General features: G+C 63.7%; 22 protein-coding genes. 3 read left to right on the top strand and 19 right to left on the bottom strand.

The genetic code is table 11. The features are described 5' to 3' along the window. Nucleotides 1–37: 37 nt before the first annotated feature. The 10 genes from ACNPM8_RS05365 to ACNPM8_RS05320 all read right to left on the bottom strand — a co-directional run bounded on the left by ACNPM8_RS05365 (nucleotide 38) and on the right by ACNPM8_RS05320 (nucleotide 10,128). On the bottom strand, nucleotides 38–1,945 hold the full coding sequence (locus ACNPM8_RS05365; RefSeq protein WP_448939429.1) for an NHL domain-containing thioredoxin family protein: 1,908 nt from the start codon (nucleotides 1,943–1,945) through the stop codon (nucleotides 38–40). Nucleotides 1,946–2,117: 172 nt separating this feature from the next. Next, nucleotides 2,118–2,882 (bottom strand): hypothetical protein, encoded by a 765-nt coding sequence (locus ACNPM8_RS05360; protein WP_133833544.1) that lies wholly within the window; start codon nucleotides 2,880–2,882, stop codon nucleotides 2,118–2,120. Next, nucleotides 2,875–4,929 (bottom strand): cytochrome c oxidase assembly protein, encoded by a 2,055-nt coding sequence (locus ACNPM8_RS05355; protein ID WP_105657032.1) that lies wholly within the window; start codon nucleotides 4,927–4,929, stop codon nucleotides 2,875–2,877. The genes ACNPM8_RS05360 and ACNPM8_RS05355 overlap by 8 nt, the downstream gene beginning before the upstream one ends. A gap of 65 nt (nucleotides 4,930–4,994) precedes the next feature. Then, nucleotides 4,995–6,143 (bottom strand): Dyp-type peroxidase, encoded by a 1,149-nt coding sequence (locus tag ACNPM8_RS05350; protein WP_448937597.1) that lies wholly within the window; start codon nucleotides 6,141–6,143, stop codon nucleotides 4,995–4,997. Then, on the bottom strand, nucleotides 6,130–6,663 hold the full coding sequence (locus ACNPM8_RS05345) for a copper chaperone PCu(A)C (RefSeq protein ID WP_133833542.1): 534 nt from the start codon (nucleotides 6,661–6,663) through the stop codon (nucleotides 6,130–6,132). Before ACNPM8_RS05345 ends, ACNPM8_RS05350 begins: the two co-directional genes overlap by 14 nt. Nucleotides 6,664–6,739: 76 nt before the next feature. Further along, the gene (locus tag ACNPM8_RS05340; RefSeq protein WP_388025162.1) at nucleotides 6,740–7,330 is read right to left on the bottom strand and encodes a copper resistance CopC family protein; all 591 of its coding nucleotides are present in this window, start codon (nucleotides 7,328–7,330) and stop codon (nucleotides 6,740–6,742) included. Between the two features lie 43 nt (nucleotides 7,331–7,373). Then, on the bottom strand, nucleotides 7,374–7,982 hold the full coding sequence (locus ACNPM8_RS05335) for a hypothetical protein (protein WP_332485890.1): 609 nt from the start codon (nucleotides 7,980–7,982) through the stop codon (nucleotides 7,374–7,376). A 158-nt stretch (nucleotides 7,983–8,140) separates the two neighbouring features. Continuing rightward, on the bottom strand, nucleotides 8,141–8,425 hold the full coding sequence (locus ACNPM8_RS05330; protein WP_013349906.1) for an HU family DNA-binding protein: 285 nt from the start codon (nucleotides 8,423–8,425) through the stop codon (nucleotides 8,141–8,143). Between the two features lie 275 nt (nucleotides 8,426–8,700). Beyond that, the gene (locus tag ACNPM8_RS05325) at nucleotides 8,701–8,985 is read right to left on the bottom strand and encodes an HU family DNA-binding protein (protein ID WP_013349906.1); all 285 of its coding nucleotides are present in this window, start codon (nucleotides 8,983–8,985) and stop codon (nucleotides 8,701–8,703) included. Nucleotides 8,986–9,159: 174 nt separating this feature from the next. Next, nucleotides 9,160–10,128, bottom strand: a complete 969-nt coding sequence (locus ACNPM8_RS05320; protein ID WP_105657037.1) for an SDR family NAD(P)-dependent oxidoreductase — start codon at nucleotides 10,126–10,128, stop codon at nucleotides 9,160–9,162. Nucleotides 10,129–10,347: 219 nt separating this feature from the next. Here ACNPM8_RS05320 and ACNPM8_RS05315 point away from each other — a divergent pair, with 219 nt between their 5' ends. Beyond that, on the top strand, nucleotides 10,348–10,929 hold the full coding sequence (locus ACNPM8_RS05315; RefSeq protein WP_166650710.1) for a DnaJ family domain-containing protein: 582 nt from the start codon (nucleotides 10,348–10,350) through the stop codon (nucleotides 10,927–10,929). A 60-nt stretch (nucleotides 10,930–10,989) separates the two neighbouring features. On the opposite strand, the gene rpsN is transcribed toward ACNPM8_RS05315, so the two are convergent. The 9 genes from rpsN to ACNPM8_RS05270 all read right to left on the bottom strand — a co-directional run bounded on the left by rpsN (nucleotide 10,990) and on the right by ACNPM8_RS05270 (nucleotide 17,146). After that, nucleotides 10,990–11,295 (bottom strand): 30S ribosomal protein S14, encoded by a 306-nt coding sequence (gene rpsN / locus ACNPM8_RS05310; protein ID WP_013349909.1) that lies wholly within the window; start codon nucleotides 11,293–11,295, stop codon nucleotides 10,990–10,992. Nucleotides 11,296–11,298: 3 nt separating this feature from the next. Then, the gene (rpmG, locus tag ACNPM8_RS05305; protein WP_013349910.1) at nucleotides 11,299–11,469 is read right to left on the bottom strand and encodes a 50S ribosomal protein L33; all 171 of its coding nucleotides are present in this window, start codon (nucleotides 11,467–11,469) and stop codon (nucleotides 11,299–11,301) included. A 2-nt stretch (nucleotides 11,470–11,471) separates the two neighbouring features. Next, on the bottom strand, nucleotides 11,472–11,708 hold the full coding sequence (gene rpmB / locus ACNPM8_RS05300) for a 50S ribosomal protein L28 (protein WP_013349911.1): 237 nt from the start codon (nucleotides 11,706–11,708) through the stop codon (nucleotides 11,472–11,474). A gap of 327 nt (nucleotides 11,709–12,035) precedes the next feature. After that, nucleotides 12,036–12,536, bottom strand: a complete 501-nt coding sequence (locus ACNPM8_RS05295; RefSeq protein WP_105657039.1) for a MarR family winged helix-turn-helix transcriptional regulator — start codon at nucleotides 12,534–12,536, stop codon at nucleotides 12,036–12,038. Nucleotides 12,537–12,896: 360 nt separating this feature from the next. Next, nucleotides 12,897–13,694 (bottom strand): ABC transporter permease, encoded by a 798-nt coding sequence (locus ACNPM8_RS05290; protein ID WP_105657040.1) that lies wholly within the window; start codon nucleotides 13,692–13,694, stop codon nucleotides 12,897–12,899. 1 nt (nucleotide 13,695) lies between these two features. After that, nucleotides 13,696–14,619 (bottom strand): ABC transporter permease, encoded by a 924-nt coding sequence (locus ACNPM8_RS05285; RefSeq protein WP_133833538.1) that lies wholly within the window; start codon nucleotides 14,617–14,619, stop codon nucleotides 13,696–13,698. Beyond that, nucleotides 14,616–15,749 carry an ABC transporter ATP-binding protein gene (locus ACNPM8_RS05280; RefSeq protein ID WP_332730596.1) on the bottom strand — a complete coding sequence of 378 codons (1,134 nt, stop codon included), beginning with the start codon at nucleotides 15,747–15,749 and terminating at the stop codon, nucleotides 14,616–14,618. The genes ACNPM8_RS05285 and ACNPM8_RS05280 overlap by 4 nt, the downstream gene beginning before the upstream one ends. Beyond that, nucleotides 15,746–15,907: a hypothetical protein gene (locus tag ACNPM8_RS05275; protein ID WP_166650709.1), complete on the bottom strand. Its 162-nt coding sequence runs from the start codon at nucleotides 15,905–15,907 to the stop codon at nucleotides 15,746–15,748. Before ACNPM8_RS05275 ends, ACNPM8_RS05280 begins: the two co-directional genes overlap by 4 nt. Before the next feature lie 15 nt (nucleotides 15,908–15,922). Further along, on the bottom strand, nucleotides 15,923–17,146 hold the full coding sequence (locus ACNPM8_RS05270) for an ABC transporter substrate-binding protein (protein ID WP_332485884.1): 1,224 nt from the start codon (nucleotides 17,144–17,146) through the stop codon (nucleotides 15,923–15,925). Between the two features lie 210 nt (nucleotides 17,147–17,356). Between ACNPM8_RS05270 and ACNPM8_RS05265 the strand changes: the two genes are divergently transcribed. Continuing rightward, nucleotides 17,357–17,824, top strand: coding sequence for an Lrp/AsnC family transcriptional regulator (locus ACNPM8_RS05265; RefSeq protein WP_105657044.1), 468 nt, complete (start codon nucleotides 17,357–17,359; stop codon nucleotides 17,822–17,824). Beyond that, complete coding sequence (locus ACNPM8_RS05260; RefSeq protein WP_105657045.1) at nucleotides 17,821–19,200, top strand: aspartate aminotransferase family protein; 1,380 nt, start codon at nucleotides 17,821–17,823, stop codon at nucleotides 19,198–19,200. The genes ACNPM8_RS05265 and ACNPM8_RS05260 overlap by 4 nt, the downstream gene beginning before the upstream one ends. The last annotated feature ends 16 nt before the right edge of the window (nucleotides 19,201–19,216 follow it).

Below are 19,216 nucleotides of genomic sequence, written 5' to 3'. Positions count from 1 at the left end.
CATCGCTGGTGCGCCTGATGCATGCCTCGGGCCGGGGCTAGTTCACGCCACGCAGGTCAAGGAGCAGTTCATCCTCGCCCTCTGCGTCCAGCACCACCGGGATGCCCCAGTCCTGCTGGTACAGGTGGCAGGCCGCGTGATCGGGAATCTCGCCGCCCGGTTCGCCATCGCAGGCCGCCGCGCGGGCGGTAATGTGCAGCACGCCCTCGGCCACCTCCGGGTTCAGTTCCAGGGTGCGGGACAGGCCCACCGAGGTGCCGGCGCCGTCGAGGATCAGTTCCTCAGGGCTGGCCGAGATCTTCAGCTGGGTCGGATCGCCCCAGCGGTCATCGAGCTTCTGCCCCTTGGGTGCGGCGAAGCGGACCAGGATCCCGTGCTTGCCGGCCTGCACCCGGGTCTTGGGGCGCTGGGTCTGGCTGGCGCCCTGGTCGACCACCAGTGCTTCGGCAGGGATCGGGATGCGCACCAGCTGGTGGGAGTTGGTCTCCACGACCAGCAGCACCGGATCGCCGTCCACGGTGGTGTCCACCAGCACGTCGGCCGGTTCCTTCAGGCCCTTGGCCAGGGTGGAGACAGTATTGGTGGCCGGATCGAAGCGGCGCCCCGCGCCATTGTAGGAGTCGGCGATGGCAATCGAGTGGTCCGGCAGCACGGCCGCGCCCAGCGGGTGCTGCAGGCGCGCCTGCTGCGCATCGCCATCGCGGAAGCCGAAGTCGAACAGGCCGGTGCCCACCGCGGTGTTCACGCTCTTGGCCTTGCCTTCTTCAACCTCGATCCAGCGCAGGGCGCTGGTTTCCGAGTCGGCGATCCACACGTTTTCGCCATCCAGTGCCAGGCCCGAGGACTGGGCGAACCAGGCCTCATCCGGCGCGCCATCGGTTAGGCCTTCCAGCCCGGTGCCGGCGAAGACCGACACGGCGCCGGTGCGCGGATCGAAGGCGAAGATCTGGTGGGTTCCGGCCATCGCGACGATGACCTGCCCCGATGGGTGGTAGAGCACATCCCATGGGGACGAGAGCGAAATATTCAGCGCATCGGTGCCCAGCTCGGTGGGCTGGACTTCCTGGCGGGCGTTCTCCGAATCCAGCAGGCGCTGCACGCCGTTGCCGGCCAGGGTGCCCACGGCGCCGGTGGCCAGGTTCACCGAGCGCAGGCGGTGGTTGACGGTGTCGGCGACGATCACGTCGTAGCCGACTTCGGCGGCCAGTTCCGCCGGCAATGCGGCCAGCCCCTGCAGTTCGTTGAACTGCGCGGTGGCAGCGTCCCCGTCGGCATAGCCCTTGACCCCGGCGCCGATGGTGCGCACCACGGTGGACAGGTCGCCGGCCAGTTCGACCAGGCGGTGGTGGCCCGAATCGCCCCCCAGGAAATTGCCGTTGGCCAGGGCGATCGCCTTGCCCGGGAAGCGCAGGTCGCCCTCGCGGGCTGCCGGTGCCACGTACGGACCGTTGCCGCGGTGCAGCGTGCCCTTGGCTTCGTGCTCGGCTACCAGTTCCTCGACCAGCGAGCCCAGGCCCTGGGCGTGGCCCTCGCCGGACAGATGCGCGACGATGTAGCCTTCGGGATCCAATACCACCAGGGTAGGCCAGGCGCGGGCACCGTAGGCCTGCCAGGTGACCAATTCCGGGTCGTCGAGCACCGGGTGGTGGATTTCGTAGCGCTCCACTGCGGCGGCCAGCGCATCCGGATCCGCTTCGTGCTCGAACTTCGGGGAGTGCACGCCGACGGTGACCAGCACGTCCTTGTACTGCTCCTCTAGCGGGCGCAGCTCGTCGAGCACGTGCAGGCAGTTGATGCAGCAGAAGGTCCAGAAGTCCAGGAGCACGATCTTGCCGCGCAATGCGTCCAGATCCAGTTGCTTGCCGCCGGTATTCAGCCAGTTGCGGCCCAGCAGTTCGCTGGCGCGCACCTTGTAATTGGCGCGGACGGATTCGGAAGTGCTCATGGTGATCCTTTCGCTGTCGCCGCGGCTGCGGCAATTCGAACCTCAATTATCTGCCACCGCGGCCCGCTGGGGCTAACGGTGTTAAGCAACATTGAGAAAAGTGTGAAACTCGCTCACGGTCTGCTGGTGTAACCGCAGGCCCACGCCTTCTATTCCCTGCCGGGGCGGCGAGCTAGGGCAGCTGCGCGAGCACGGTGTCCATGATGCCGGTGGCCACCTGGTTGAAGGCGGCATCCTGCAGCGAGGTCGCCGAGAGGAAGGAGACCATCACCGCATACTCCCCGGTGCTCTTGATCAGCACCAGCGAATCCTGCGCATACTGCCCATCACGGCTGTAGTACAGGGCCGAATCGGCATCCTGCACGCCCGGATCGGAGAATGCCAGGGTCTCGCGGTAGTCCAGCCCGTTGAGCTTCACGCTCTTGCATTCCTCCAGGATGGTGGCCACGTTCGCATTGTGCGCCGCCACCTTCGCCGCCCCGTCGCCGAGCTTGGCCACCTCCACCGACCCGGTGATCGACTGGTTCTCGTTGGTGAAGTCGGTGCGCGCCGCCTCGGTGCCCAGCTGCACCGGCGACCAGTTCAAGTCCTCGATCGGAGCCGAGCATTGGGACGGCAGGACCACCAGGTCCTTGAGCGTATCGGTGGGCGGCGTGGCCAGGGATTCGAGGTCCTCGCCCTGGATCTTGGCGCTGGAGGGGAAGCCGAGCTCGGCGGCCATCACTGCGCCGGCCGTGGTGGCCACCTGCGCGGTGGTCATTTCTTCCGGCTGGGCAGGCTCTTGCGGCTCTTGCGATGCGCTGGGCGTCGCGGTGCCCTGCACGGCGATCTTGTGCGTTTCGTCCTGCGGCATTTCGGATTGCGCGGAGCAGGCGCTTGCGGCCAGCAGCGCGCACACCGCCAGGGAGGCGGCGAGGATTTTCTTGGTGCTAGGCACGTGGGTCCCTTCGGTCGGCTTGCTTGAAGCGGGCGAACATTTCGTTGTAGGCAGCCAGCTCGGCGTCGTTGTCGCGCTCGGCCTGGCGGTCGTAGCGCTTGGTGTCCTTCTTGTCCTGGCGCAGCCACGAGATGACCACGAAAATGGCCAGGACCAGGGTCGGCACTTCGCCGATCGCCCACATCGCCCCGGCACCCACCACCTGGTCTTCCAGTGCGGTGCCGCCCCAGGTGCGGCCCATGTTCCCGAAGTAGTCCGGGGCCAGCAGGGTTTCGGTGCTCATCAGCGCCACCCCGAAGAAGGCGTGGAAGGCGACGGTGGCCAGCAGCACCACCAGGCGCATCGGGTACGGGTAGCGCTTGGGGACCGGGTCGGCGTCCACCAGCGACAGCGCGAACAGGTATCCGGTGAGCAGGAAGTGCAGGTTCATCAGCTCGTGGCCCGCGTGGTAGCGCATGGCCGGTTCCAGCAACGGGGTGAAGTAGAAGACGACGATCGAGCCGGCGAAGTTCACCGCGGCGAAAATCGGGTGGGTGATGACCTTCGAGTAGCGCGAGTGCACCAGGTAGAGGATCCATTCGCGCGGGCCGCGGGTGCCGTCGACGCGCGATCCCAGCACCTTGAGCAGCAGCGTGACCGGGGTGCCCAGGACCAGGAAGATCGGCACGATCATGGTCAGCGACATGTGATCGACCATGTGGGTGGAGAACTGGATCTTGCCGTACACGGCCACCGCGCCGCTGGTCACGTAGAACAGCGCGAAAAGGCCCACGATCCAGCTGGCCAGGCGCAGCACGCTGGGCTTGTCGCCGCGGCGGGCCAGCTTGATGAAGGCCCACAGGTACACGGCCAGGCCGAAGAGGCACACGGCCACCCAGATCCAGTCCATGCGCCAGGTGGTGAACCACGCGGCGGTATCCGGGGCCGGCGGCAGGTCGTAGCCGGTGAGCAGGCGGGCCGGGGTCGCTTGCACCGGAGGCTCATCGGAAGTCGGCGGAGCGGTGCGCGCCAGCACGGTGGCCACCGACATCACCGCAGCCATCAGGATGACCTCGCCGGCCACGACCTGCCAGGCCGCGCGCAGCGCCGTGAACTTGCCCTCCAGCAGCCGCGGGATCACCATGCGCCGATGCCACAGGCCCAGTGCGCCCAGCCCCAGGGTGATCAGGATCTTCACGATCACCAGGATGCCGTACGGGGTCAGCCACTGGTCCCAGCCGGTAATGCGGATCACCGCCGAAGCCAGGCCCGAGCCGATCATCAGGAACACCGCGAAGGTGGCCAGCGCGGAATAGCGCTTGAGCACCACCCCGGCCAGCACCTGCCCGCGTTTGCGTCCCGGCGCTTCGCCGGCCAGCGTCGGAGCGAGCAGGGCCAGCACCATGATGCCGCCAAACCAGAGCACCACGGCCAGCAGGTGCAGGCCGATGGAGTTCACCGCGGCGAAGTGGTCGTCTCCCCCGGCCGCGTGGCCGATGAAGGCCAGCGGCAGGATGCCGAACAGCGAGAAGAATGCGCTGAGCCCCACCGTGGTCCTGGAGCGCGCGGCCAGGGCCAGCGAACTGGTGATCGCGGCGATCACCACCATCCAGGCCCAGGCCCGCCCGCTGGTGATCGACAGGATGTAGTCCAGGATCGCGGCCGAATACTGCGGATCCAGGCTCATCGGGATGCCGGCCAAATCCCAGAAGGTCAGCAGCATGACGGTGGCCGCGGACAGGGTCCACACCACCGCGGCCCCGGCGGCGATATTCATCGTGCGGGCGAACGCCGGATGGGCCTGGCCTTCGGCATCGCCGGTCACCTTGGCGGCCCGCGGGATGATCGCCGCACCGAAAACCAGTGCGGCGATGCTCAGCGACATCGAGGCATGGTGGATGGCCCGGGAGATGGGCAGCGACCAGCGCACGAAAGCCCCGGGATCGGCCAAATCCGCCGGCCGGGCGATCCCGGTGAACAACACCGCCGCCAGGAAGGCCACCGCCGCAGCGAGGATTCCGGGCAGGATGAAGCGGGTGACTGAAACCGTGCGCTGTGCTGTATCCATAACCTTCTCATCATCTCATTTTTCGCCCGGCCGGTCACCGCGCGGCAGCCCGCTTTGGGCGCATCTCACACCTGGCCCAGCAACGCCTCCCCCAGGTAGCCGCCTTCGCGCACCCCGGGAAGGATCGCGTACAGGCCCGATCCCACCGGCTTCAGCCAGGTGTTCAGCGCATCTGCGGCCGCCAGCCGGTGCTGCACCGGGATGAAGCTGGTGGCCGGGTCGCGCTGGTAGCTGGCGAACAGCAACCCGGAAGCCGCTCCGTCGAAGTTGTAGCCCCGCCGGTGCATGGTCTCATCCGCGCTGGCCGGCTTGGCCAGCGCCACGTGGGCGTTGGCCGCGATCGCCGGCAGCCCCAGCTCATTGGCCGCGGCCAGGTCCACCGGATCATCCACGCTGGCGCCCGACAGCGGCGCGCCGTCGGACTGCCGGCGGCCCAGGGCATGGTCCCGTCCGGCGCCGTCCACCTCGTCCCAGCCGTCCAGGTCCATCTCGAACCTGCGCAGCGCCAAGGTGGTCCCGTTCTCGATCCAGCCCGGCTGGCCGAACACCGCGCTCTCGCGCAGTTCTCCGCCGGGGTTGTTGATCCCGTCGAGCTGGCCGAACAGGTTGCGGAACCCGCGCCCGCCGGGGTTGATGAACCCGGTCTGGGCGAAGCGCCTGGCGCCCAGCCCGCGCAGGTTCTTGGACACCGCCCGCACCGCATGGTGCAGCACGGTCTGCTCCTGCGCGCAGAACTGGATCAGCAGATCGCACTGCCCGTACTGCTCATCGAGCTGGTCCCCGGCGAAGCGCGGCAGCGTGCCGATCTGCCCGCGCCCGGCCACATCCAGCAGGCTCTGGCCCAGCCCCACGGTCAGCGTCAGCTCGCATCCGGGCTGCGCCATTTCCGGTTCGGTGTCGGCCAGCACCCCGCGGCCGCTGGCCAGCCGGGCCGCATCATCGGTGATCATCTGCAGCACCGCGCGCAGCTGCTCCTTCTTGGAGCCCTCGCGCCAGTGCAGATCCCACCCGGCGAAGACCGCGTGGGCCTGCTGGCCGTCGAGGATCCCCGACTGGTACTTCCCGTAGAACGGGCGGTACCCCTGCGGGTTGGCGGTGGCCGCTGGGGCTGGAGCGCTCAGCTTTCCGGTGCCGAACCCGGTGAGCATTCCGCCCAGCGCGGCGGCCGCGGTGGTGCCCAGCAGCAGCCGGCGGTCGACGCTAGTGCCCGGCATGCGCATCCCCGGCATGCTCGTCGTAGCTTTCGTTGGCCCCGTCGAAGTTGCGGATCGGGAAGTCCACCTCGGTGCTCGACCCGTCGGCGAATTCCAGCTTCAGCCTCGCCGTCTGGGCCGCCACCAGCGGTTCCTGCAGGTCCATGAACATCAGGTGGTGGCCGCCCGGTGCCAGCACCGCGTCCTTGCCGGGTTCGATCACCAGATCCCCTTCGAGCTGCGCCATCGTCATCCCGTCGCCGGTGCCGCGCATTTCGTGGATCTGGATCTGATCGCCCTGGGCATTGCTGATCTTGCGCAGCGCAATCGGGGTGCCAGAATTATTGTGCAGGATGCCGAAGGCCGCGCTCATGCCCGACTCGGCGGCCTTGGCCCAGGTTTCGCTGGTGGCCAGCGCTTCGGCTTGCCCGGCGGTTTTCTGTTCGGCCGGTGCGGGCTGCTGCCCGTCGGCGCTCTGTGCGCAGCCGGTGAGCAGCAGTCCAAGGCCCAGGGCCAGTGCAGTGGTTTTGCGGAAATTCATGTTCTCAAGCTTTCGGGTTCGGTGTGCAGGCGCGCCAAAGGCAGCGGTGGCCTCGGGCGCACCGGAAGGGTGGGGGCTACTTGGACTGGCGCATGAACTTGGCCAGCACGCCCAGCGCGCCGCCAAGGATGACCACGCCGATGATGACCCAGACCACCGGGCTCATCGAGCTGCCCAGGTCCTGGACCGGGTTAGCGCCTGGATCCAGGTCGGCGGACCCTGCGGAGTCGCTAGGCGCCGCTGGCGCGCTCGAGCTGACCAGGGTGGGGGCGGCCTGTGGCGCGTCGACGCTGAAGCCGATCTTGTTCTCGATCGGGTGGCCGTCAGACGAGACCACGCGGTAGGCCAGCTGGTACTCGCCGTTGCCCAGCTCCTTGGCCGGGGTGACGGTGACCTTGGTGCCCTTGGTCCTGGCCTCGGTGTCGATCTTTTCCCCATCGAGGGTCAGCGAGACCACCGTGGAGTCCACGCCGGATAGGCTCTGGAGCACGCCGGAGAATTCGAGGGTGATGTCCTCGGGCACTTCCTGGATGGTGGCCCCGGCCTCCGGGGTAGAGCCGATCAACTGGTCGTGCGCGTTGGCGGCACCGATCGAGCCGGCGAAAGCCAGCAAGGAGAATGCCAGTACTGCGACTAGTCGGGTGATGTTCTTGGTTACTACGCTCATGATGTTCCTTCCAAGCCCCTTGCGGGGCGCTTCGATTCTTTACTCAGGCAGCAAGAATGAAGCAGGGCGGACCGCGGCGCTCCGGCAGTCTTCCCAATTGCGCCAGCTTGAGTTGGAAACGCAAGGGGAAGTAGGCACGAAGCGGCCGGGCAGCAGGTACCTGCACGCGAATGCGCGAGAGGATCCGCCGGGCCGTTGAAAGGGTGAGCCAGCCGGCCATGGCCTTGAGCAGGCGTTCACCGCCGTAGAGCACCAGTACGCTGGCGATCGCGGCCAGCACGTGGGCGTAGAGCATCGATTCGGTATGCACGTTGGCGTACTGCGCGGTGATGTCCTGCGCCAGCGCTGGATTGCGCCCCGCATGGTGCGCGTGTTCCAGACCGGAAAGATCGCCGCCCTGGTGGCTCATCACCGACAAGCTCAGGTGGTAGAGCCCCTGGCTGAGCAGCACGACCAGGCTGGTCGCCCACAGGGAGAACTTCCGGCCCACCAGCACGACGCCGATAGCCGCAGAGACGCAGGTAATGAGCACCATGGCCACCACCGATAGCGCTGTAGGCGCACTGTGGGCGTGCGCGGCAAAGGCTGTCCAGGTGCACACGCTTGCCGCCAACCAGCCGCGGATAACGCGGGTTGCGGGTTTCTGTGACACGATGGGCAGCCATTCTTCGCGGAGTTCTACGATCGAAGCTGATTCTACGCGAAGTAGAAGAGCGCCTCAAACGGTGCTCCGATAAAGCAGAAGGCCCGACCCTGCCTCCTGGATTTCTCCGGAGCGGGTCGGGCCTTGCGCAAAGCTCTAGCGGAAGCTTACTTCTTGGCTACAGCAGCCTTCAGCTTCGACCCAGCGGTCAGCTTGACCGAGTGGCCAGCAGGAATCTGGATTGCTTCACCGGTCTGTGGGTTGCGGCCGGTGCGAGCTGCACGATCGGTGCGCTCTACAGCCAACCAACCTGGGATCGACACCTTCTCACCCTTGGAAATCTGGTCGACGAAAACCTCGAAGACTGCATCCAGAACACCATTAACGGCAACCTGGGAGTTTTCGGTCTTCGCTGCAACAGCAGCAACAAGTTCGCTACGGTTCATAGCCAATGTATGGTCCTCCTGGACTAGTGATCCAAAGCCCTCTTCCGGGCCCCGAACGCCGCACGGTCGCACGGTCTTACCAGTGAGAACATATCAAACGTTTCGCCCCAGAACTGCGGAAAACAGGCGGAAAACCGGGATTTTTTCAACTAATTGCAGATTTCTTGGCTCAACGGCAGCATTTTTGGGTTCAATGAAGGCTTTTGCAACGTTCCTTAACGCCGCAAGGCCCGCCAATCCGGGAACGGACAGCGGGCCTTGCGCAAAGCTCTAGCGGAAGCTTACTTCTTGGCTACAGCAGCCTTCAGCTTCGACCCAGCGGTCAGCTTGACCGAGTGGCCAGCAGGAATCTGGATTGCTTCACCGGTCTGTGGGTTGCGGCCGGTGCGAGCTGCACGATCGGTGCGCTCTACAGCCAACCAACCTGGGATCGACACCTTCTCACCCTTGGAAATCTGGTCGACGAAAACCTCGAAGACTGCATCCAGAACACCATTAACGGCAACCTGGGAGTTTTCGGTCTTCGCTGCAACAGCAGCAACAAGTTCGCTACGGTTCATAGCCAATGTATGGTCCTCCTGGACTAGTGATCCAAAGCCCTCTTCCGGGCCCCGAACGCCGCACGGTCGCACGGACTTATCAAGAGTTGAACTTACCAGCTGAAAGCGACAAAAAGTGCATCATCTTGCGGATTCTGCTGAATTTTCGCCAAATCAAGGGTGTGAAAGTTCACCCGGGACCTACAGCGCGAACGGATCGAGGCCTTCGTTTGCCTCCACGAAAAGTTCCCAGGCTTTGCTTTGCAGCTCCTTGCCGCGGGTCGCTTTCGCCGGGCTGGCCAGTGCCGTTGGACCCTTCGTGAGGTATTTCGGCCCCAAATAGCTGCCTCGGGGCGCGTCTTCGAGTTCCGGCGCCAATGCCGCTTCGACCAATGCCACCGCACCTTCATGTTTGCCCTGCGCGAAACTGGACTGCAATTGGCCAATCAGCCGCTTGGCAAAGTCCGGTTCGTTGATGTTGGGCACCTGCGGGGTCAGCCCGGAAAGCGAATACCCCGGGTGGATGGCCAGCGCGCGAGCCGGCAGTTCCAGCTGGCGCAGCCGGTGGTCCAGGGCCAAGGTGAAGGCTTGCACTGCCGCCTTGGACTGCGCATAGGCACGGTATGGATGGTAGTCGCGGGTCAAGGCCAGGTTTTGCGGATCGGTAGCCAGCATCCGGGTGGACATCGATCCCAGCCCGATGAACCGCAGCGGCTGGGCGAAGCGTTCGGCCAGCTCGCCGACTAGCCGCGCATGCCCGATGAAATTCGTGCTCATGGTCAGCTCATGGCCCAGCAGGCCCTCGACGCGGCTCTGCGGCGCCCGGATGACCCCGGCATTGGCGATCAGCGCATCCAATGGCCGATTGCGCAGTTCAGCTGCCAGTCCCATGGCGGATTCCATGCGCGAGGAGTCGAACTGCATGAATTCCACGCTAGCCGCCGGTACGCGCAGCCGGATCTGCTCCATGGCATGCTCCGCACGGCTCTGGTTGCGGCAGGCCAGGATGACTTGCGCACCGGCTCGCGCCAAGCCGAGGCTCGCGAAGAAGCCAAGGCCGCTATTCGCGCCGGTCACCACAACGGTCTTGCCTTGGCCCAGCGGCGCCCACCGCTGCCGGTTCGCGTAGATGTCAGTTGCGGGTCTCGGATAGCGCGTCGCTGGCTTCATGGAATACACGCTACTACAGGGAAAATGCTCGATTGCGGGTGGGACATGGCCGCTTATAGCGATCTCCAGCCACCCCGCAGCCGCTTGCTGGGCACTGAATCCTTGGCGAGGCGCCCGAACCCGAAGGGAATGATTTTATCTTCCCAGCTCCTCCATCAATTGCTTCGGAAAGTCCCAGTGCCGTTGCCGGGCTCAGGCACACGGTGGGATCATTGGAAGATGGAGCACAGCGAGGATGCCGCACTGAATGCGGCCCGGTACAAGATGAAGCAGGACAGCGAGCCGTTGCCGGTGGACGAGTATGCGCAGGCCACCGGGATGGCTCCCGTCGAGAAGCAGAAGACGCCGCTGCAGCTGCATGCCGAGGACGAGGCATGGGAAGTGGCCAACTCCGTGCTCGATGAGGCTTTCGCCCGCGGGGACTTCGACAATCTTGCCCTCTCGGGCCAGAAGATCGACCATATCACCAGCAATGACGATCCCGACTGGTGGCTGAAGTCCATGATGCGCCGAGAGCAGCTTACCGGGCTGGGCCCACCGGCCCTGACCTTGCGCGTGGAAGATGAGCAGATGGAGCAGACCTTGGACCGCTTGCCCTCCGAGCGGGCCGTGCGTGAGCATATCGAGGATTTCAATGCCCGCATTATCGAGGCGCGGCGGCAGCTGCTTGGCGGCCCGCCGGTGATCACCGCTTTGCGCGATTCCACCGCAGAGGTGCTTGGTTGGCAGGAACGCCGGGCGGCAGAACCTGCACCGGTGGCAGAGAAGGCACCGGTGAAACGCCGGTGGTGGCGGCGTTAAAAGGCGAAGCCGCCTTCCCGAAAGGGAAGGCGGCTTGCTAAGTCAAAAGACTTGCAGGTCTTACCAGGAAGACTTGGTGATGCCCGGAAGCTCACCACGGTGTGCCATGTCGCGGAAGCGAACACGGGAGATACCGAACTTCTGGAAGGTGCCACGTGGGCGACCGTCGATTGCGTCGCGGTTGCGAACGCGGATCGGGGAAGCATCGCGTGGAAGCTTCTGCAGGCCTACGCGTGCAGCTTCGCGAGCTTCGTCGGTTGCGTTTGGATCAACCAGGGTCTTCTTCAATTCGAGACGCTTTGCAGCGTAACGCTCGACAATGACCTTGCGCTGTTCGTTCTTTGCGATCTTGGACTTCTTGGCCATGTCTTAGCGCTCCTCTCGGAATTCAACGTGCTTACGGACGACTGGGTCGTACTTCTTCATGACCATGCGGTCAGGGTTGTTACGACGGTTCTTACGGGTTACGTAAGTGAAACCGGTTCCAGCGGTGGACTTCAGCTTGATGATCGGACGTACGTCCTTATCCTTCTTTGCCATTTTTAGAGCTTCACACCCTTCGCAATCAGGTCAGCAATTACAGCGTCGATACCGCGAGCATCGATGACCTTGATGCCCTTGACCGACAGGGTCAGGGTCACCTTACGGCGCAGGGAAGGCACGTAGTAGGTCTTCTTCTGGATGTTCGGATCGAAACGACGCTTGTTGCGACGGTGCGAGTGGGAGATGCTATGTCCGAAGGCCGGAGTAGTACCGGTTACCTGGCAAACAGCTGCCATGATCACTCCTCAGTTAGTTAGTAGTAAAATTCGGCGGTACTCGCGCACAGTGCCCATACCAAAATATCGACACCGCTTCTGCGTTATGAGTCCCGCCAACCAGTGAAACACCGTTAATACTGCACACTAGGAAGGTAACCAGGCTGGGTGAGAACCAACCGAAGAGCCTTAAAGTATGTAAGTCGGTGAACTTCGCAACCGGTCGAGCAATTTCCCCGTACTCAGTCGGCCACGATATTCGGTATTACGGGCAACGCGCAGTTGTTCTGCTGTTAGACGGCATAACAACACACGCGATTAACGCCTGATTAGCTTATCGAGAATTCCTCAGTGTTCCAAATCGAGGTTTTCCGAATTCAGGATCCAATGATCCGCATCAAGCGAAGTTGTAATTTTGCGTGCGATCCGCGTGAGATCGTTAACGTCCTTGTCATCAAGGGTATCGAAGAGAAGACCGCGCACCGAGGCAACGTGGTGAGGCGCCATCTGCTGCACGGCTTCCCATCCGGCCTGCGTTAATGAGGCGATTTTCACACGGGCATCTTCTGCGGACTGCTCGCGGGTGACCCAGCCGCGCTTCTCCAGCTTCTTGACCACATGCGACAGTCGCGAAAGCGAAGCACTGGTGTGCGAAGCCAGCGTCGTCATGGTCAGCTGATGGTCCTTGGCCTCGGAGAGCATGGCGAGCATGTGGTAGTCGAAAAGCGTGATGCCTTCCAGGCCCTGCAGATCGGAATCCAAGGCCGCCGGAAGCAAAGTCATGACAGCATGCAGTCCAAGCCAGGCGTCGCGTTCAGGCCCGGAGAGCCAAACTGGCTTATCGCTCATGAAGTTTCCAATCGTTCATAGACCTGCACCTACAGGCCAGCAAGGTATCAACCTGTAGACCATATATTGTAAAGCTAAGTATTTACTATATGTCAGATGCCCGCATTTCGGCTCTCTGCCAATATTTCGTTCCGCCAGCCACCCTAATGGCCTTTGGGCGCGGCTGCATCCTGCAGGCAATGGTCCTGCAAATCACCGCAAGAGCAGCATGCGGCCGGAGGCCTAGCGCCAGTCCAACAGCGTGCAGGTCCCAGAGGGTGCAAGGAGCGAGCTGGGTACCGCTCACGCTAGTGACGATCCCTGCTTTTTGACCAGCTGGCAAGCCAAAGGCCCGCGCTGAAGAGCGCGGGCCTTTGGAACCTAGGAATTCTCCAGCTGTTTCTTCTTCCGGTAGCTGATCACCTGTCCGATGACCACCACGAGCAGGGCAAGGATGAACATCGCCGAACCAATGACATTCGCCTGGGCCGGGATGCCGCGGGTAGCTGCCACATAGATGAACTTCGGGAAGGTCTGGAAGGTGCCGGAGTTGAAATTCGTGATGATGAAATCATCAAAACTCATCGCGAAGGACAACAGCGCGGCGGCCACAATGCCTGGCAGCAGCAGCGGGAACGTCACCTTCCAGAAGGCCGCCCGCGGCGAGGCGTAGAGATCGGCGGCCGCTTCTTCCAATCGCGGATCCAGCGAGGAGACACGAGCCCTGACGGTGACGATCACGAAGGACATGCAGAACACGATGTGGGCGATCACGATGGTGGCGTAGCCCAGTTCCCAACCGAGGTTCAGGAACTGTGCCAGCAGCGAAGCGCCGAGCACGACCTCCGGAGTAGCCAACGGCAAAATGATCAGCACATCGGTGAGCTTGCGGAACCGGAACTTGTAGCGGACCAGGCCGATGGCGATCAGCGTGCCCAAGGCGGTGGCGGCAATCGTGGCCACCGTGCCGACCTGCAGCGAGTGCGCCAGCGATTCGCAGACCGCCGGAGCGCCGCAGGGGTTCTGCCAGTTCTCCAGGGTGAAGCCGCGCCAGTCCAGGTTGGTGCGGCCGGCATCGTTGAAGGAGAACACGAAGATGTACGCGATCGGGACCAGGAGGTAGATGAAAGCCAGCCCGCCGACAGCGGGGATGAACCAGCGTCCGATTTTCTGCTTCATGCTACATCAGCTCCTTGGTCCCGAAGCGGCGGATATAGATCGTGACCAGGACCAGGATCGAGACCATCAGCACGAAGCTCAACGCCGAGGCGCCCGGGTAATCGATGACCTTGAAGAATCTGGAATCGATGATCTGGCCGATCATCGTAGTATTGCGGTTATTGCCCAGCAGGGCCGCGTTCACGTAGTCGCCGGCGGCCGGGATGAACGTCAGCAGGGTGCCGGCGAAGACGCCCGGGGCGCTCATCGGCAGCGTCACCTTGAAGAATGAGGTCACCGGGCTGGCATACAGATCCCCCGAGGCCTCGAGCAGGCGGGTGTCCAGCCGGCCCAGGTTAGCGTAGATCGGCAGCACCATGAACGGCAGGAAGTTATAGGTCAGGCCCGCGACGACCGCGAACGGCGTGGCAGTCAGGTGCCCGTCGGCTGGCAGGATCGCCAGGAATTTCAGCGTTTGGGCGATGAACCCCTCATCGGCCAGTATCTGCTTCCAGGCCTGGGTGCGCAGAATGAAGCTGGAGAAGAACGGGGCGATCAGCAGCACCAGCAAGATGCCCTGCAGCAGCGTCTTCTCGCGCAAGCGGACTGCCACCAGGTAGGCCATCGGGAAGCCGATGAGCAAGGCCAGGACGGTGGCGATCAGCGCGAACCCGAAGGAGCGCAGCAGCTCGGGCCAGTAGGCGGCGAGCACCGTGGCGTAGTTGCCGATTTCGAAACCCGGCACGAATTCGCCGATTTCCCCGCCCTCGGGTTTCACGTACAGGCTCATTGCCAGCAGGACTACCACCGGAAGCGCGAAGAACAGGGCGAGCACCAGCATGCCCGGGGCGATCAGGTAGACGCCGGTGCGGCCCTTGCGCCGCTCCGCCCGGATCTCCTCGGGGCTGCGCAGGTCGACGATGCCCTTCTTGGTCATGACCGTCATGGCTGGTCAACTCCGGCATCCTCGTGCTCGGCACCGGCCAGTCCGAAGGAATGCTGCGCTTCCCAGGACAGGTACACGGTGTCGCCTTCGGCAGCAGGCTGCTGGCCGCGATTCTGCGCGAAGGTCCCGAGCGTGCCGATCCCGTCCACCTCGACCAGGTACTCGGTGGTGGTGCCGGTGAAGGACACGTCGACCACGGTGCCGGACAAGCGGTTCTCTCCCGCATAGCCATCGCGCGAGATCGTGATCTTCTCCGGGCGCACCCCGACGACCACCTCCCCTGATGCCTGCACGGCGCGGTCGGCCGGCAGCAAGATGGCTTGGCCGTTGACCATGACGCTGAGCATGCCGGCGTCATTGCCGGTGACCGTGCCGCGCATCAGGTTCGACTTGCCCAGGAAGTTCGCGACGAACGCGGTCTTGGGCAATTCGTAGAGTTCGCGCGGCGGGCCCATCTGCTCGATCCGTCCGCCGTTCATCACGGCGACCACGTCGGCCATGGTCATGGCCTCTTCCTGGTCGTGGGTGACGTGGATGAAGGTCAGGCCGACTTCGGTCTGGATGTTCTTCAGCTCCAGCTGCATTTGGCGGCGCAGCTTCATGTCAAGTGCCCCGAGGGGCTCATCGAGCAGCAGCACCTGCGGGCGATTGACCAGCGCCCGGGCCAGGGCCACGCGCTGCTGCTGCCCGCCGGAGAGCTGGATCGGCTTGCGATTGGCAAGGTGCCCGAGCTCCACCAGGTCCAGCCCGGCCCTGGCTTTCTCCATCGCCTGCTTGTCCTTCTTGCGCTTGAGCCCGAAGGCCACGTTTTCCAGCACGCTCATGTGCGGGAACAGCGCATAGGACTGGAACACGGTGTTCACCGGACGCTGGTGGCTGGCCAGCGCGGTGACGTCCTGGCCGCCGATCGAGATGCTGCCCTCGCTGGGGGCCTCAAGGCCCGCGATCATGCGCAGGGTGGTCGACTTGCCGCAACCGGAGGGTCCGAGCAGGGCGAAGAAGGTGCCCGAAGGGACCACCAAATCCAGGTCCTTGACCGCCACGAAGCTGGAAAAGCGCTTGGTGATGCCCGAGAGGTGCAGATCCGCGCCGGTGGCAGTGGTTTCGGTACGCGTTGCCAAGGTTGTCATGCCCCTATCACTTCCTGGAACTGGTTGTGGAAATCGGTTTCTGCTGCCGGTACAGCACGTGCGGAGGTTGCCCGGTTGACGACGTCCCTGGCGCGGGCCGGGCCCGAACCGTGGCCCTTGGGCAGGCGCTGGCAGTTGATGGCTCGTTGGCGAGTCATGGTGTTCCCCGCTTTCTAGGCGCCGATTGCACTCTGGAATTCAGAGTTCAACGCGGTCTCTTCATCCGCTTCCAGCGAGCGGAAGACATGTGCCTTGGCCAGATCCTCATCGGTCGGGAAGATCAGCGGGTTGCCGACCAGGTCCGGGTCGATCTTTTCCATTTCTTCCTGGGCGCCGACCACCGGGCAGATGAAGTTCACGTAGGCTGCGACCTGCGCGGCCACGGCCGGGTCGTAGTAGAAGTCCATGAGCTTCTCGGAGTTGGCCTTGCGTGGCGAGGCCACCGGGACCATCAGGTTGTCGCTCCACAGGGTGCCGCCGGCCTCGGGGATCACGAACTCCCACTGGTCATCGTTCTCGAAGTTCATCTGCACGATATCGCCGGACCAGACGATGCCGGCGATCGCATCGCCCGAGACGAAGTCCTCCTTGTAGGAGTTGCCCTTGACCTGGCGGATCTGGCCATTGCCGATGTTCTCGCGCAGCACGTCGGCAGCGGCGCCGAATTCGCTTTCGCCCCATTGGCCGGCGATGTCCACGCCGTTGTGCAGCATCAGCAGGCCGATGGTGTCGCGCATTTCATCGAGCACGGTGATACGGCCCTTGAGCTTTGGATCCCAGAGGTCCTCGACGGATTTCAGGCCCTTGGGGAATGCCTTCTTATTCCAGGCGATGCCGGCGTAGCCGGACTGCCAGGTCAGCGAGTGCTTGCGTCCCGGGTCGAAGTCCACGTCCTTCAGGTTGGGCAGCAGGTTGGCCGAGTTGGGGATGTTCGCCAGGTCCAGCTCCTGGGCGTAGCCCTGGCGGATCATGCGGCCGGCCATCCAGTCGGTCATCGTGATGACGTCCTGGCCGATGTCCTGGCCTGCCTTGAGCTGGCCCTGCACCTTGCCGTAGTAGGTGTCGTTGCCGTCGATATCCTCGCGGTAGTTCACCTTGATGCCGGTCTGCTTGGTGAACGCATCCAGTGTCGGGTAGGTCTTCTTCTCGTCGTCGTAATCCAGGTACAGGGTCCAGTTGGCCCAGTTCACGGTGGGGTCGTTTGCGGAAATGTCCTCGATCGACGGTGCGGCTTTGGTGCTGCTTCCTCCGGTGCCGCAGGCTGCGAGCAGCCCGGTCAGGCCCAATGCGCCGGCCGTGGAAAGCACGCCGCGGCGGGAGTAGCTGCGCTGGCTCATGGCCTGGACCAGTGCGCGGACTTGGGGGTCTTGCGGAAGTCGGCGTTGCGAGTGCGACATGGCTGGAATCCTAACGACGAATGTGATCGGCCACACATGAAAGTGTTGTCGTTCATCCTGCCAGCAATGCACAAGTCCAACAAGACCCGAACGCAAGTTTCCTTGTAAAAATTACGTTACGAAAACTGAAAACTTTCAAAAATACCCCTTTCGCAACTGAATCAGTGACGGTAGGGTCTGTGGAAAGTCCCTTAGACCTAGGAGGTCGATATGACGCTGCCCTCGCATACGGCACAGGCCATTGATGAAATTTCCAAGGAGATCATCGAGCAGCTGCAGGAAGATGGCCGGCGCTCCTATGCCGCCATCGGCAAGGCAGTGGGCCTGAGCGAAGCGGCTGTGCGCCAGCGCGTGCAGAAGCTGGTCGAGAGCCGCGTCGTGCAAATCGTCGCAGTCACCAACCCGCTGGAATTGGGATTCACCCGCCAGGCCATGATCGGCGTCGTCGCCGCCAGCGACATCAGCGGCACCGCCGACCGGATCGCCGAACTTCCGGAAGTCGACTACTGCGTGGTCACCGCCGGCAGCTCGGACATCCTCGCGGAGGTCATCTGCTCGAACGATGAGGACCTGCTGCGCGTGATCGGAACGATCCGCGGGCTCGAAGGCGTGGTCAGCACCAATACGTACACCTACCTTTCACTCAAAAAACAGGAATACAACTGGGGAACACGATGAACACACCACGTGGTACCGATCGCCAGCAAGCCGCTCGCGATCACCTTTGGATGCACATGGCCCGGCACTCCGGAATTTCCAACGGCGCGCATGTTCCGATCATCTCGCGCGGCGAGGGGCACAAGATCTACGACGATGCCGGGCGCGAATACATCGACGGCTTGGCCGGGCTGTTCGTGGTCAACGCGGGGCACGGGCGCGCCGAATTGGCCGAAGCCATGGCCAAGCAGGCCGAGAAGCTGGCCTTCATGCCGCTGTGGTCCTACGCCCACGAACCGGCGATCGACCTGGCTGAGCGCCTGGCCAGCTATGCACCGGGCGACTTGAACCGCGTCTTCTTCACCACCGGCGGCGGCGAGGCGGTCGAATCCGCCTTCAAGCTGGCCAAGCAGCATTTCAAGATGAAGGGCAAGCCGGGCAAAACCAAGGTCATTTCGCGCGCCCTGGCCTACCACGGCACCCCTCAGGGAGCCTTGGCCATCACCTCGCTGCCGGATATGAAGACCCCGTTCGAGCCCTTGGTCCCCGGCACCTTCCGCGTGCCGAACACCAACTTCTACCGCGCACCGCAGATGTTCGCGGACAACGAGAAGGACTTTGGGCTGTGGGCCGCGGAGCGCATCCGCGAAGCCATCGAATTCGAAGGCGCCGACACCGTGGCGGCGGTCTTCCTGGAACCGGTGCAGAACTCCGGCGGCTGCTTCCCGCCACCACCGGGGTACTTCGACCGGGTCCGCGAGATCTGCGACGAATACGACGTGCTGCTGGTTTCCGACGAAACCATCTGCGCGTTCGGCCGCATCGGCTCGATGTTCGCCTGCAACGACTTCGGCTACGTCCCGGACATCATCACCTCGGCAAAGGCGCTGACCAGTGGCTATGTCCCGCTGGGCGTGATGGTCGTTTCCGACAAGCTGTTCGAGCCTTTCACCAAGGGCGATACCACCTTCTACCACGGCTACACCTTTGGCGGGCATCCGGTGGCAGCCGCGGTGGCGATGGCGAACCTGGACATCTTCGAGCGGGAAGGATTGAACGAGAACGTCAAGAACAATGCCGACGCGTTCAAGTCCACGCTGTCCAAGCTCACCGATCTGGACATCGTTGGCGATGTGCGCGGCGCCGGCTACTTCTACGGGATCGAGCTGGTCAAGGACAAGGCGACCAAGGAGACCTTCAGCGACGCGGAGTCCGAACGCCTGCTGCGCGGGTACCTCTCCCCGGCCCTGTGGGAGGCGGGACTGTATTGCCGCGCCGACGATCGCGGCGACCCGGTCATCCAGTTGGCTCCGCCCATCACGATCGGGCAGCCGGAGTTCGACCAGATCGAATCCATCCTGCGCACCGTGCTGAAGGAAGCGGCCAGCAAGATCTAGCGCCACGAAGGGGGGC

Source organism: Glutamicibacter sp. AGC46 (assembly GCF_053543715.1).
Note: the sequence above shows the minus strand (reverse complement) of the source record. Positions and strands in the feature narration are given on the sequence as shown.